At 71.0% G+C, this 13,255-nt stretch carries 12 protein-coding genes; 9 read left to right on the top strand and 3 right to left on the bottom strand.

Annotated elements, in window-relative coordinates; all coding sequences use genetic code 11:
- Positions 1–53 precede the first annotated feature (53 nt).
- Together ACFU8Q_RS31520 and ACFU8Q_RS31515 are read right to left on the bottom strand one after the other, a co-directional pair.
- On the bottom strand, positions 54–266 hold the full coding sequence (locus tag ACFU8Q_RS31520) for an acyl-CoA carboxylase epsilon subunit (RefSeq protein ID WP_384460439.1): 213 nt from the start codon (positions 264–266) through the stop codon (positions 54–56).
- A 14-nt stretch (positions 267–280) separates the two neighbouring features.
- Positions 281–1,864 carry an acyl-CoA carboxylase subunit beta gene (locus tag ACFU8Q_RS31515; RefSeq protein WP_384460435.1) on the bottom strand — a complete coding sequence of 528 codons (1,584 nt, stop codon included), beginning with the start codon at positions 1,862–1,864 and terminating at the stop codon, positions 281–283.
- 155 nt (positions 1,865–2,019) lie between these two features.
- Between ACFU8Q_RS31515 and ACFU8Q_RS31510 the strand changes: the two genes are divergently transcribed.
- The 5 genes from ACFU8Q_RS31510 to hutH all read left to right on the top strand — a co-directional run bounded on the left by ACFU8Q_RS31510 (position 2,020) and on the right by hutH (position 8,365).
- Complete coding sequence (locus tag ACFU8Q_RS31510) at positions 2,020–2,886, top strand: biotin--[acetyl-CoA-carboxylase] ligase (protein ID WP_384460432.1); 867 nt, start codon at positions 2,020–2,022, stop codon at positions 2,884–2,886.
- A 356-nt stretch (positions 2,887–3,242) separates the two neighbouring features.
- Positions 3,243–4,415, top strand: coding sequence for an adenylate/guanylate cyclase domain-containing protein (locus tag ACFU8Q_RS31505; RefSeq protein WP_384460429.1), 1,173 nt, complete (start codon positions 3,243–3,245; stop codon positions 4,413–4,415).
- Between the two features lie 114 nt (positions 4,416–4,529).
- Positions 4,530–5,342, top strand: a complete 813-nt coding sequence (locus ACFU8Q_RS31500) for an enoyl-CoA hydratase/isomerase family protein (RefSeq protein WP_384460426.1) — start codon at positions 4,530–4,532, stop codon at positions 5,340–5,342.
- 85 nt (positions 5,343–5,427) lie between these two features.
- Positions 5,428–6,591, top strand: coding sequence for a diguanylate cyclase domain-containing protein (locus ACFU8Q_RS31495; RefSeq protein ID WP_384460423.1), 1,164 nt, complete (start codon positions 5,428–5,430; stop codon positions 6,589–6,591).
- A gap of 184 nt (positions 6,592–6,775) precedes the next feature.
- Positions 6,776–8,365, top strand: a complete 1,590-nt coding sequence (hutH, locus tag ACFU8Q_RS31490) for a histidine ammonia-lyase (protein WP_384460443.1) — start codon at positions 6,776–6,778, stop codon at positions 8,363–8,365.
- A 69-nt stretch (positions 8,366–8,434) separates the two neighbouring features.
- Here hutH and ACFU8Q_RS31485 read toward each other — a convergent pair whose 3' ends face one another.
- Complete coding sequence (locus tag ACFU8Q_RS31485) at positions 8,435–8,758, bottom strand: hypothetical protein (protein WP_384460420.1); 324 nt, start codon at positions 8,756–8,758, stop codon at positions 8,435–8,437.
- Positions 8,759–8,867: 109 nt separating this feature from the next.
- On the opposite strand from ACFU8Q_RS31485, the gene ACFU8Q_RS31480 reads away from it, so the two are divergent.
- From ACFU8Q_RS31480 to ACFU8Q_RS31465, 4 genes are all read left to right on the top strand, one after another.
- Positions 8,868–9,329 carry a hypothetical protein gene (locus ACFU8Q_RS31480; protein WP_384460417.1) on the top strand — a complete coding sequence of 154 codons (462 nt, stop codon included), beginning with the start codon at positions 8,868–8,870 and terminating at the stop codon, positions 9,327–9,329.
- A gap of 241 nt (positions 9,330–9,570) precedes the next feature.
- The gene (locus ACFU8Q_RS31475) at positions 9,571–10,836 is read left to right on the top strand and encodes an Ig-like domain-containing protein (RefSeq protein ID WP_384460414.1); all 1,266 of its coding nucleotides are present in this window, start codon (positions 9,571–9,573) and stop codon (positions 10,834–10,836) included.
- Positions 10,837–11,004: 168 nt separating this feature from the next.
- A complete protein-coding gene (locus ACFU8Q_RS31470) occupies positions 11,005–12,462 on the top strand; it encodes an ABC transporter permease (protein ID WP_384460411.1) in 1,458 nt (485 codons plus the stop codon).
- Positions 12,463–12,507: 45 nt separating this feature from the next.
- Positions 12,508–13,191 carry an ABC transporter ATP-binding protein gene (locus tag ACFU8Q_RS31465; RefSeq protein ID WP_384460407.1) on the top strand — a complete coding sequence of 228 codons (684 nt, stop codon included), beginning with the start codon at positions 12,508–12,510 and terminating at the stop codon, positions 13,189–13,191.
- The last annotated feature ends 64 nt before the right edge of the window (positions 13,192–13,255 follow it).

Here is a 13,255-nt window from a genome sequence, read left to right as displayed (position 1 = left end):
GGCCCGTACGGGCCGGGGCCTCCGGAAACGCGTGCGAACAGATACTTCCGCGACTACCCGGGCCAGTACGTCCGCGCCCAGGCCCGCGGCCCCGGCAGGTGGCGCTCACGCCGGGCGATGCGCCCCGGGTCGGACCACTGGCCGGGCAGCGCCGGGAGGGACGGTGCGCCGGACGACACCGCGGACGTTGCCGCGCGTGCCCGGACCACCGCCAGTGCGGCAGCCAGCTCCTCAGGGGTCGGGTTGCCCCGTACGACCTTGATCATGGCCAGGACCCTTTCTAGAGGGGGATGTTGCCGTGCTTCTTCGGGGGCAGCGATTCGCGCTTCGTACGCAGCTGGCGCAGCCCCTTCACGATGTGCGCGCGGGTGTCGGACGGCAGGATCACCGCGTCGACGTAGCCGCGTTCGGCCGCGACGTACGGGTTGAGCAGCGCGTCCTCGTAGTCGGCGATCAGCGCGGCGCGGGTGGCTTCCTGATCCTCGGCGGCAGCGATGGTGCGGCGGTGCAGGATGTTCACCGCGCCCTGCGCGCCCATGACGGCGATCTGCGCGGTCGGCCAGGCCACGTTGATGTCGGCGCCCAGGTGCTTGGAGCCCATCACGTCGTACGCGCCGCCGAACGCCTTGCGGGTGATCACCGTGATCAGCGGGACGGTCGCCTCCGCGTAGGCGTAGATCAGCTTGGCGCCGCGGCGGATGATGCCGCCGTACTCCTGGTCGACGCCGGGCAGGAAGCCGGGGACGTCGACGAAGGTCAGCACGGGCACGTTGAACGCGTCGCAGGTGCGGACGAACCGGGCCGCCTTCTCGCTCGCGTTGATGTCCAGGCAGCCCGCGAACTGCATCGGCTGGTTGGCGACGATGCCGACGGGATAGCCCTCCACGCGCCCGAAGCCGGTGAGGATGTTCGGCGCGAACAGCGCCTGCGTCTCCAGGAATTCGCCGTCGTCCAGTACGTGCTCGATGGCGGTGTGCATGTCGTACGGCTGGTTCGCCGAGTCCGGGATGAGGGTGTCGAGCTCGCGGTCCTCCTCCGTGGTGGTGAGGTCCGCCTCCTCCGGGAAGGCCGGTGCCTCGGAGAGGTTGTTCGAAGGGAGGTACGACAGCAGCGACTTGACGTACTCGATGGCGTCCTTCTCGTCGCCCGCCATGTGATGCGCCACGCCGGACGTGGTGTTGTGGGTGCGGGCGCCGCCGAGCTGCTCGAAGCCGACGTCCTCACCGGTGACGGTCTTGATGACGTCGGGGCCCGTGATGAACATGTGCGACGTGTGGTCGACCATGACGGTGAAGTCGGTGATCGCGGGGGAGTAGACCGCGCCGCCCGCGCACGGTCCGACGATCAGCGAGATCTGCGGGACGACGCCCGAGGCGTGCACATTGCGACGGAAGATCTCGGCGAACAGACCGAGCGCGGCCACGCCTTCCTGGATGCGTGCGCCGCCGCCGTCGTTGATGCCGATGACCGGGCAGCCGGTCTTCAGCGCGAAGTCCATCACCTTGACGATCTTCTCACCGTAGACCTCGCCGAGCGAGCCGCCGAAGATCGTGAAGTCCTGCGAGTAGACGCAGACGGGGCGGCCGTCGACCGTGCCGTAGCCGGTGACGACGCCGTCACCGTAGGGGCGGGTCTTCTCGATGCCGAAGCTCGTGGAACGGTGCCGGGCCAGCTCGTCGAGCTCCACGAAGGAACCCTGGTCGAGCAGCAGGTCGATCCGCTCGCGGGCGGTCAACTTGCCTTTCGCGTGCTGCTTCTCGACCGCGCGTTCGGAGCCCGCGTGCGTCGCTTCGTCGATGCGGCGCTGCAGGTCGGCGATCTTGCCCGCGGTGGTGTGGATGTCGATCTCTTCCGGCTCGGACATCGGGTGGCGGCTCCCTGCCTGGTCACGGGGACGACTGTGCGGCTGATCAGCTGCTGAACTCCCACTGATCAGGTCCTGAACACCTACTGATCCGTAGCGTATCGGCGTCGATACGGTTCGGCAGTGCGTCGTTTACCACACCTAATCTGGCTTGCATGACACCTTCGGATGCGTCTCACAGCCGTTGGTCGGACCTGGACCGGCCGCCCCTGAACGTCCCCGCTCTGCGCCGCGGGCTGCTGCGGCCGGGCGGGCTGTGGACCTCGCTCGACGTCGTGGAGACCACCGGCTCCACCAACTCCGACCTTGCCCGGCGAGCGGCGGAGGGGCTCGCCGGGGGCGCCGTGCTGGTCGCCGAGGAACAGACCGCCGGCCGCGGCCGGCTGGACCGGACCTGGACGGCTCCCGCCCGGTCGGGCCTGTTCTTCTCCGTCTTCCTGGCGCCGGGCGACATCCCCGTGCGGCAGTGGGGCTGGCTGCCCCTGCTCGCCGGGGTCGCGACGGCCACGGGCCTGGCCCGCGCGGCGGGCGTCGACACGGCCCTGAAGTGGCCCAACGACCTCCTCGTGAGTGTGGCGGGCGAGGAACGCAAGGCGGGCGGCATCCTGGCCGAGCGCGCCGGGGACGGCGTCGTCGTGGGCATCGGCCTCAACGTCTCCCTGCACGCCGACGAACTCCCCGCCCCCACGGCCGGCTCGCTGGCCCTGGCCGGTGCGGTCTCCACCGACCGGGAGACGCTGCTGCGCGGCGTACTGCGCTCGCTGGAGCACTGGTACGTCCAGTGGTGCGCGGCGGACGGCGACGCGGCGGCGAGCGGCCTGCAGGAGGCGTACGCGGCGGGCTGCGCGACCCTGGGCCGGGCGGTACGGGCCCAGCTCCCCGGCGACCGCACGCTCACCGGCGAGGCCGTGGCGATCGACAGCGACGGCCGCCTGATCCTGTCCACCGACGATGGCCTCCAGGAACCCGTGTCCGCGGGCGACATCGTGCACCTGCGCGGGCTCGGCGGCGGCCTGACGTGAGGGGCGGGTCCACTGCGGTGTCGCGTGGTTCACCGGGGCCGTCCGGTTGCCGTTCTGTCCTCGATCGCCGGACGGGCCGAAAAGCACCCCGTCCGGCGATCGCGGGGCCTGCGTGCGGGCGCCGCGTTGTGCCTGACCTGCCAGGTCTTCCGGTCCACCCGCACACGTACCGGGGGCATGAGGCCTTGCCCTCCTGGAAGCCACCCACCGGCTGTGACCGCCCACGCCCCCCGGCCCACCCGGGAACATTCCGGGACGCCCTGGGGACGTGAGCCACGGCACACCTGCCGTATCGTTGAGGCGATCCACCGACAGATCGGCAGGGCAGTGCGCAGGGAACGGGCAGGAGGCGGCTGGTGACCGTCGACGACACGACCTCCGGCGCGGGCGCGGACCCCCCGTCGGAACCCTCGGTCCACCCGACACCGCATCACGACGTCGACCACACGGCGGAACCGACCGACGATCCCCTCGCGATCCGGCTCGAACAGCTGATCCTGGGCGCCGACCGTCGCTACACGCCGTTCCAGGCGGCCCGTACCGCCGGCGTCTCGATGGACCTGGCATCCCGGTTCTGGCGGGCCATGGGCTTCGCCGACATCGGGCAGGCCAGGGCGCTCACCGAGGCCGATGTGCTGGCGCTGCGCCGGCTCGCCGGTCTCGTCGAGGCGGGACTGCTCAGCGAGCCGATGGCGATCCAGGTGGCCCGGTCCACCGGACAGACCACCGCCCGGCTGGCGGAGTGGCAGATCGATTCCTTCCTGGAAGGGCTGACCGAGCCGCCCGAGCCCGGAATGACCCGTACCGAGGTCACGTACCCGCTGGTCGAGCTGCTCCTCCCGGAGCTGGAGGAGTTCCTGGTGTACGTGTGGCGGCGCCAGCTCGCCGCCGCCACCGGCCGGGTCGTGCAGGCCGCCGACGACGAGGAGATGGTCGACCGGCGCCTGGCCGTCGGCTTCGCCGACCTCGTCGGGTTCACCCGGCTGACCCGGCGACTGGAGGAGGAGGAGCTCGGCGAGCTGGTCGAGGCGTTCGAGACCACCTGCGCCGACCTGGTCGCCGCCCATGGCGGCCGGCTCATCAAGACCCTCGGCGACGAGGTCCTCTACGCCGCGGACGACGCGCGCACCGCGGCCGAGATCGCGCTGCGCCTGATCGAGGCGATGACCCAGGACGACACGATGCCCGCGCTGCGCGTCGGCATCGCGTTCGGCACGGTCACCACCCGAATGGGCGATGTCTTCGGCACGACGGTGAACCTGGCCAGTCGGCTGACCTCGATAGCGCCGAAGGACGCCGTGCTGGTGGACGGGGCGTTCGCGGAGGAGCTGACCCGCACCGGCGACGCCCCGGCCTCCGAGGCGCAGGCGGCACAGGAGGCCGCGCTCGCGGAGAAGGAACGGCAGGACGGCGTGGAGCCGGTGTCCGTGCCCACGTACCGCTACGGGCTGCAGCCGATGTGGCAGCGCCCGGTGCGCGGCCTCGGCGTCGTCGAGCCCTGGCTGCTGGCGCGCCGGGGTACGTCCTGAGCTCGTTGCGAACCCACCGCCGACCGCTCATCACTCACCACTCGCCAGGGACCGTTGCCCCGGGCGCCCCATAGGATCCCTCCGGTAACGATCGTTAACCGGAGGGGTGCAGTCATGACCGTCACGTCCGAGCAGCGGTTCGGCGAATTCGTCGTCGTACGGGTCCACGAGGGGCAGGAACACGTCGCCGAGCTGGTCCTCGACCGGCCCAAGGCGATGAACGCGGTGTCCACGGACATGGCCCGCTCGATCGCCGCCGCCTGTGCCGCGCTCGCCGCCGACCCGGGCGTACGGGTCACCGTCCTCACGTCGAGCCACGAGCGGGCCTTCTGCGTGGGCGCGGACCTGAAGGAGCGGAACTCCTTCACCGACGCCGACCTGTTGCGCCAGCGCCCCACCGCCCGCGGCGCCTACACCGGCGTGCTCGAACTGCCGATGCCGACCATCGCGGCCGTGCACGGCTTCGCGCTCGGCGGTGGATTCGAGCTGGCCCTGTCCTGCGATCTGATCGTCGCCGACCGCACGGCCGTGGTGGGCCTGCCCGAGGTGTCCGTCGGTGTCATCCCGGGCGGCGGCGGTACGCAGTTGCTGCCGCGGCGGATCGGTGCGGCGCGCGCCGCCGAGCTGGTCTTCACGGCCCGGCGCGTGGAGGCGGCCGAGGCGCGCGACACGGGGCTCGTCGACGAACTGGTGGAGGCGGGGCGGGACCGGGAGGCCGCGCTGGCGCTCGCGGGCCGGATCGCCGCCAACTCCCCGGTGGGGCTGCGGGCCGCCAAGCGGGCGCTGCGGCTCGGTCACGGCCTCGATCTGCGGGCCGGTCTCGAAGTCGAGGACGCCGCCTGGCGGTCGGTGGCCTTCTCCGGTGACCGGGCCGAGGGTGTGGCCGCGTTCAACGAGAAGAGGAAGCCGAACTGGCTCGGCGAATGACGTCGAGTGTTCAAGAGGACACGCAGTGAACACTCGCGGCATCCCAAGCTGATCAAATCACTGCAAAACTACATAAGCTGTAGCGATGGGTGGTGATGATGCGCGCCTGCGGGCCGTGGTTTCGCTTGCGCAGACGATGGCGGCGGCGCACACCCCGCGGGGGTCGTGGCGAGCGGCCGCGCTGGGGGCGTGCGAGGCGTTGGGCGGCAGCTTCGCCGCGCTCTCCGTGTGGGAGCGCGGGCCCGGGCGGCTGCGCGTGCTGGTGAACGCGGGCGAACGGGCCGAAGGGGAGGAGGAGTTCCCCGAGGAGGAGACGTACCCGGTGTACCAGTTCCCGGAGATCACCGAGTTCCTGCACGAACGGTGGGCCGGTGGCGGTGAGCCGGACGCCTGGGTGGAGACCGCCGACGGTCCGGTGGGCGGAACGCCGGGTGCCGGGGTGCGCGGGTACGGCCGTGGGTACTGCCAACAGCGGGCGGCGGCTCTGCGCCGGCGCGGGCGCGGCTGCTGCGTGGTCGCGCCGATCGTGCTGCACGGGCGGGCCTGGGGCGAGCTGTATGTGGCCCGCCCGGTGGGGGAGCCGGTGTTCGGGCGCCAGGACGCGGACTTCGCGACCGTGCTGGCCTCGGTCGTCGCCGCCGGGATCTCCCAGGCCGAACGGCTCGAAGAGGTCCGCAAGCTCGCCTTCACCGATCCGCTCACCGGGCTGGCCAACCGCCGCTCCGTCGATGTGCGGCTCGACGAGGCGGTGGAGCGGCATCGGGCGGACGGTGCGGTGGTCAGCCTGGTCGTCTGCGACCTCAACGGTCTGAAGCGGGTCAACGACACTCGCGGCCATGCGGTCGGCGACCGTCTGCTGGAACGTTTCGGCTCGGTGCTGTCCCGCTGCGGCGCCATGTTGCCCGGTGCGCTCGCGGCCCGGCTCGGCGGCGACGAGTTCTGTCTGCTCACGGTCGGCCCGGAGTCGGACGACGTGATCCGGGTGGCGACCGAACTCTGCGACCGCGCAGCCGAGTTGGAGCTCGGTGACGGGGTGGCGTGCGGGATCGCGTCGACCGGCGACCCGATCGGCCCGGTGGTGTCCGCGCGGCGGTTGTTCCGGCTGGCGGACGCGGCCCAGTACCGGGCGAAGGCGGCCCGCTCCACGGAGCCGGTGGTGGCCGGGCGCGACGGCGAGGTGATCCGGCTGGCCGACGCGCCGCCCAGATCCCCGCACGACCGCCGGCACCTGCGCGGCAGCAGCCCCTGACCGCGGGACCGGACCGGTGCGGGGCCGGCCGTACGACCCGGACCGGACGGTGCGGGGCTGGCCGTATGACCCGGACGGGACCGGTGCGGGGTCGGCCGTACGACCCGGACGGGACCGGTGCGGGGTCGGCCGTACGACCTCTGGTGACATGTAGGGATTCCTCCGTACGCTTCTGCATGTGGATATGCACACCGTTGTGGTGGGGACGTCCGGTACGACCGCCCGGGACGTCATCGCCGTGGCCCGCGGCAACGCCCGCGTCGAGCTCTCCGCGGCCGCCGTGAGCGCGCTCGCCGCCGCCCGCGAGATCGTGGACGCGCTCGCCGCCGGGCCCGAGCCGGTCTACGGCGTCTCCACCGGCTTCGGCGCGCTGGCCGCCCGGTACATCGGCCAGGACCTCCGCGGCCGGCTCCAGCGCAACATCGTCCGCTCGCACGCCGCGGGCATGGGCCCGCGGGTCGAGCGCGAGGTCGTCCGCGCGCTGATGTTCCTGCGGCTGAAGACGGCCGCCTCCGGACACACCGGCATACGGCCCGAGGTCGCACGGACCATGGCCGACGTCCTCAACGCGGGCATCACCCCCGTTGTCCACGAGTACGGCTCACTCGGCTGCTCCGGCGACCTGGCCCCGCTCGCCCACTGCGCGCTGACACTGATGGGCGAGGGCGACGCGGAGGGCCCCGACGGCGCCGTGCTCCCCGCGGGCGAACTGCTCGCCACCCACGGCATCACCCCGGTCGAGCTGCGCGAGAAGGAGGGCCTCGCCCTCCTCAACGGCACCGACGGCATGCTCGGGATGCTCGTCATGGCTCTCGCCGACCTGAAGAACCTCTACACCTGCGCCGACATCACCGCCGCCCTCTCCCTGGAGGCGCTGCTCGGCACGGACAAGGTGCTCGCCCCGGAGCTGCACGCCATCCGCCCGCACCCGGGCCAGGGCGTCAGCGCCGACAACATGCTCCGGGTCCTCGCCGGGTCCGGCCTCACAGGGCGGCACGCCGAGATCACGGGCGCCGCGCCCCGCGTGCAGGACGCCTACTCCGTGCGCTGCGCTCCCCAGGTCAACGGCGCCGGACGCGACACCCTCGACTACGCCGCGACCGTCGCGGACCGCGAACTCGCCTCCGCCGTCGACAATCCCGTCGTGCTGCGAGGGAGTACCTCCAGGTCGGGCGGAGCCGGGAGCGGGGGAGGCCGGCTCGAGTCCAACGGGAACTTCCACGGCGCCCCCCTCGCGTACGTACTCGACTTCCTGGCGATCGTCGCGGCCGACCTCGGTTCGATCACCGAGCGCCGCACCGACCGGCTGCTGGACAAGGACCGTTCGCACGGACTGCCGCCCTTCCTCGCCGAAGACCCCGGTGTGGACTCGGGTCTGATGCTCGCCCAGTACACCCAGGCCGCCCTGGTCGGCGAGATGAAGCGGCTCGCGGTCCCGGCCTCGGCCGACTCGATCCCGTCCTCCGCGATGCAGGAGGACCACGTCTCCATGGGCTGGTCGGCGGCGCGCAAGCTCCGTACCGTCGTCGACAGCCTCGCCCGCATCGTCGCCGTCGAGCTGTACGCGGCGACCCGCGCCATCGAACTGCGCGCCGCCCAGGGCCTCACCCCCGCGCCCGCCTCGCGGGCCGCCGTCGAGGCGCTGCGCGCGGCGGGCGTCGAGGGGCCGGGACCGGACCGCTTCCTGGCGCCGGACCTGGCCGCGGCGGACGCGTTCGTACGGGCGGGCAGGCTGGTCGCGGCGGTCGAGCCGGTGACCGGACCGCTGGGCTAGAGCCTGTCCGGCGGATCAGGGCCCAGGGATTTTCGTTCGGATCAGGCCGGATCAGGTCTTTCGTTCGGATCAGGCGGACAGGGTGCCGGTGCGGCGTACCGAGTAGGTGACGAAGGCCGCGCCGATGCCCAGGAACGCCATGCCGCCGATCAGATACGGGGTGGTGTCGACCCCGGCCCCGGTATCGGCGAGCCTCGGACCCGTCGCGGTGCTCCCGGTGCCGGCGAGCCGAGGACCGCTCGTGGTGCTCCCGGTGGCGGTGGCCGGGCGGCTCCGTGCGCCCGGTGCGCCGAGCGGATCGTCCGTCGCGTTGGCGGACGGGACGAACCACAGGGCGGCCAGCAAGGTGCCCGCGGCGGTGGCGGTCAGGAGCGGGCGACGAGCAGCAGCCACGGAATCGTTCCCCCTTGTCACAGCCGTGAGTCAGGCCTGTACGCAGATGCTAGTGACAGCAGCGGGTCGCAGGAAAGTCGCAGGGTGCGGGGCGCTTACGCTCCGAAGCATGAGCACTTCTGAGGCATCACGATTTGTTCGGCTTCGGGTCGAAATGGTGTTGGAGATCACGGACCCCGCCGCCCTGAGCGGTACCGCACTGGAGTCCATCGCCGCCGAGTACGGAGAGCCCGGCGGCGAGCCCGCCGAGGAGCGCATGCGGGCCGAGGCCGCCGTACGGGAGGACGGCGCCGAGGCCCTCGCCTCCCTCGTCGACCCGTTCGACCTGGTCAGCGAGGTGCCGGGGGTCGAACTCACCCAGGCGTCCTGGAGCAGCGAGATCGTCGATTACGACCCGGCCGACCCGGACGCCTGGGACCTCGACGAGGAGGACGAAGCGGACGACGAAGCCGACGACGAGGGTGACGCGTACGAAGATCACGAAGCGGGGAGTGCCGACGGCATCCCGCACAATGGGGTGGACGACGGCGAGCACAGCGGCGTGAGCAGCGGTGCGGAGCGGCGGGTCTAGCAGGCAGTACGTGCCCGGCCCCGACCCGCTTCCTTCCGTGGACCGGGGCCGTGGCACGTACCGGTCGCATATACGTGACCGACGTCGGGAACCGCCACTGCCGGCCATGCGTCGTTGAGTGGTGTTCCCCACATCTCTCTTGGATGTGGAACGGAGGACCCTTTCCATGGGTTCTAGGAACATTGACGGGTTCGTCGATCGACGGCGGCTCCGCTCGGGGATTTTGGGGATTCGGCAACGTATGGAGAAGCGTGTGATGACGGGAAGCAAGCGGCGCAAAGGCCTGATGGCCGCGTCCGCACTGCTTGGCGGAGTTCTGGTGCTCACCGCCTGCAACGACGGCGACGCGAGCAGCAGCGCCGACAACTCGAACAGGTCGCAGGCGGCCGACGTCGACAAGGCCGCCGCCCAGGACGCTTCGGAAGCGCAGATATCCATCGCGCCGAAGAACGGTGCGACCAACGCGAGCATCAACAATGACGCCAAGGTCACCGTGGCCAAGGGCACGCTGTCCCAGGTCACCATGACCACGGCGGACGGTGCTCCCGTCAAGGGCTCGCTCGCCGCCGACGGCACGAGCTGGCAGCCCGACGTCCAGCTGGAGCGCTCGACCACGTACAAGATCAGCGCCACGGCCAAGGACTCCAAGGGCCGCGAGGCGCACGAGAACGGCTCCTTCACCACCGTGTCGCCCGCCAACAGCTTCATCGGCAACTTCACGCCCGAGGACGGCTCCACCGTCGGCGTCGGCATGCCGGTCTCGATCAACTTCAACAAGCCGATCACGGACAAGAAGGCCGTCCAGGACGGCATCACCGTGACGTCGAGCAGCGGCCAGGAGGTCGTCGGCCACTGGTTCAACGCGCAGCGCCTCGACCTGCGCCCCGAGAGCTACTGGCAGGGCGGCTCCACCGTCACGCTGAAGCTGGCGCTGGACGGCGTCGAGGGCTCGAACGGTGTCTTCGGTGTGCAGCAGAAGACGGTCACCTTCAAGGTCGGCCGCAACCAGGTCTCGACGGTCGACGCGAACACGAAGACGATGACCGTCACCCAGAACGGCAAGACGATCAAGACCATCCCGATCTCTTCCGGCTCCTCCGCCAACCCCACGTACAACGGGCAGATGGTGATCTCCGAGAAGTTCAAGGAGACCCGGATGAACGGTGCGACGGTCGGCTTCACCGACGCCGACGGCAAGGGTGAGTACGACATCAAGGACGTGCCGCACGCCATGCGGCTGTCCACCTCGGGCACCTTCATCCACGGCAACTACTGGGGCGCACGGTCGATCTTCGGCAGCGCCAACACCAGCCACGGCTGCGTCGGCCTCGCCGACGTGAAGGGCGCGGGCGACGCCAACCAGCCCGCCGCCTGGTTCTACAACAACTCCATGGTCGGCGACGTGGTCATCGTCAAGAACTCTCCTGACAGGACCATCACCCCCGACAACGGCCTCAACGGCTGGAACATGAGCTGGGCCGACTGGAAGGCGGGCTCCGAGGCCTGACCCGACCCCACGCGTCCACCCCGGCGCAGCCCGAACCCCGTACGAAGGCGGCAACACCCGGATCCTCTCGGATCCGCGGTGTTGCCGCCTTCGGCGTACGCGGGCACTCTCATCCGGTTCTCATCGTGGCCTTAACCCGCCATCACCCCCCGTCCGTAGCCTCGCGCCATGTTCTTCACCTACCTCCGGCGCGAGCTGCGCCGCCGCAGAAAGGCGGCGCTGGTCGTCGCCTCGGGGCTCGCCCTGGGCATTGCGTTGGTCATCATCGTCAGCTCGGTCTCCTCCGGCATGAGCAAGGCCCAGGACAAGGTCCTGGAATCGCTGTACGGCCTCGGTACGGACATGACCGTCACCAAGGCCGCCGCCGCTCCCGGTTCCGGCAACGGGCGCCCGAAATTCGAGTTCGACGCCAAGGGCAATGACGACGACGCGACGCAGAGCAGCGACCGGGTCATGGTCCAGGGCTTCCAGACGCTGGCTTCGTCCACCGTCGACACGATCGGCAAGCAGGACGGGGTCGCGGACGCCGTCGGCGGACTCAGCCTGAACGTCATGAAGGTCGACGGCCAGTTCAAGCGCGGCGAGTTCAGGCAGCAGGGCGGCACGGGCCAGGACGGCCGGAGCGGCCCCGGCGGACCGGGCGGCAGCACTCAGCCGCAGGGTGAAGTCAGGGGCGGCGGCGCCTCGTTCGACGTCAACTCCTACTCCGTGTACGGCACCGACGTCACCAAGCAGGCCCTCGGCCCGCTCACCTCCTCGAAGATCACCAAGGGCCGTACGTTCAAGGCGTCCGAGACCGACGCGAAGGTCGCCGTCGTCGACGCCGCCTACGCCAAGGAGAAGAAGCTCGACGTCGGCAAGACCGTGACCATCCACGGGACGAAGTTCACGATCGTCGGGGTCTCGACCGCCGACAGCGGCGACGCGGCCGCCAACCTCTACATACCGCTGAAGCAGGCGCAGACCCTCGCCGACTCGAAGAACAAGGTCACCACGGTCTATGTACAGGCCGCGGACTCGAAGCAGATCGACCAGGTCAAGTCCACCATCCAGAAGAACGTCTCCGGCACGACCGTCACCACCTCCGCCGATCTCGCCGACACCGTCTCCGGTTCCCTCTCCACCGCCTCCGACCTGGCCGCCGGCGTCGGCAAGTGGCTGTCCATCGCGGTGCTGGCCGCCGCCTTCCTGGTGGCCGGCCTGCTCACCTCCTCGGCGGTCAGCCGACGCGTACGCGAGTTCGGCACCCTCAAGGCGCTCGGCTGGAAGAGCGGCCGGGTCACCCGCCAGGTCGTCGGGGAAGCCCTCGTCAACGGACTGCTGGGCGGGGTGCTCGGCATCGCCGTCGGTCTCGCCGGCGCGTACGTCGTGACCGCCATCAGCCCCACCCTCACCGCCCAACTCGGCTCCTCCGGCGGTGGCATGGGCGGCGGCCGGTTCCTGGGCGGACCGGGCGGACCGGGCGCGTCCAAGACGCTCGACATCGCGCTGACCGCGCCCGTCTCGCTCTCCATCATCCTGATCGCCGTCGCGCTGGCCGTGGCGGGCGGGCTGATCGCCGGTGCGTTCGGCGGCTGGCGGGCCTCCCGGCTGCGCCCCGCGGACGCCCTGCGCCGCGTCGAATAGCCCGCGCGGCGGCCCACCTCACCACGTTCCAGCAGGAGTTGACTCATGTACACACTCAGAGACGTCACCAAGCGCTACAAGCGCGGCAAGACCACGATCGACGCGCTCGCCGGTGTCGACCTGACCATCGAGGACGGCGGCCGGCTGGTCATCCAGGGCCCCACCGGCGGCGGCAAGTCCACACTGCTGCAGATGCTCGGCGGTCTCGACCGCCCCACCGGCGGCAGCATCGAACTCGACGGTGTGGACCTCGCGAAGCTCAGCGAGGCCAGACTCACCAAGGTGCGCGCGCAGAACATCGGCTTCGTCTTCCAGAGCTTCAACCTCATCCCGACGCTGACCGCCCAGGAGAACGTCGAGACGGCGCTCGTACCGCTCGGCGGCAAGGCGGCCGAGCGGCGCAGGCGGGCCGCCGAGGCACTGGACTCCGTCGGCCTCGGCGAGCGGCGCGGACACTTGCCCAGCGAGATGTCCGGGGGCCAGCAGCAGCGGGTGGCGATCGCCCGCGCCCTGGTCAAGCAGCCGAAGGTGCTGCTCGCCGACGAACCCACCGGCAACCTCGACGAGTCGATGCGCGACGAGGTCATGGAGGTGCTGGAGACCATGTGGAAGGAGCACGGCCTGACGTTCATCATGGTCACGCACGACAGCGCCATCGCCCGGCGGGCGCCCCGGCTGGCGACCATCCGCAAGGGCAGGGTCACGATCACGGAGAACGCGGTGGCCTGAGGGGCCCCGAGGCCCCGAGGGCCTGAGGGGCTTACGACCTCACCCGCGATGGAGAGTGGATCAG

The organism is Streptomyces sp. NPDC057543, assembly GCF_042801895.1.
In the GTDB taxonomy this organism is placed as follows: Bacteria; Actinomycetota; Actinomycetes; order Streptomycetales; family Streptomycetaceae; genus Streptomyces.
The sequence above is the reverse complement of the archived record's forward strand: the minus strand, read 5'-3'. Positions and strand labels throughout refer to the sequence as shown.

What these genes read in the sequence shown, in the direction of transcription:
- ACFU8Q_RS31520 (WP_384460439.1), bottom strand. Translation starts at nt 266, where the DNA reads ATGATCAAGGTCGTACGGGGCAACCCGACCCCTGAGGAGCTGGCTGCC.
- ACFU8Q_RS31515 (WP_384460435.1), bottom strand. Translation starts at nt 1,864, where the DNA reads ATGTCCGAGCCGGAAGAGATCGACATCCACACCACCGCGGGCAAGATC.
- ACFU8Q_RS31510 (WP_384460432.1), top strand. Translation starts at nt 2,020, where the DNA reads ATGACACCTTCGGATGCGTCTCACAGCCGTTGGTCGGACCTGGACCGG.
- ACFU8Q_RS31500 (WP_384460426.1), top strand. Translation starts at nt 4,530, where the DNA reads ATGACCGTCACGTCCGAGCAGCGGTTCGGCGAATTCGTCGTCGTACGG.
- ACFU8Q_RS31495 (WP_384460423.1), top strand. Translation starts at nt 5,428, where the DNA reads ATGGGTGGTGATGATGCGCGCCTGCGGGCCGTGGTTTCGCTTGCGCAG.
- hutH (WP_384460443.1), top strand. Translation starts at nt 6,776, where the DNA reads ATGCACACCGTTGTGGTGGGGACGTCCGGTACGACCGCCCGGGACGTC.
- ACFU8Q_RS31480 (WP_384460417.1), top strand. Translation starts at nt 8,868, where the DNA reads ATGAGCACTTCTGAGGCATCACGATTTGTTCGGCTTCGGGTCGAAATG.
- ACFU8Q_RS31475 (WP_384460414.1), top strand. Translation starts at nt 9,571, where the DNA reads ATGGAGAAGCGTGTGATGACGGGAAGCAAGCGGCGCAAAGGCCTGATG.
- ACFU8Q_RS31470 (WP_384460411.1), top strand. Translation starts at nt 11,005, where the DNA reads ATGTTCTTCACCTACCTCCGGCGCGAGCTGCGCCGCCGCAGAAAGGCG.
- ACFU8Q_RS31465 (WP_384460407.1), top strand. Translation starts at nt 12,508, where the DNA reads ATGTACACACTCAGAGACGTCACCAAGCGCTACAAGCGCGGCAAGACC.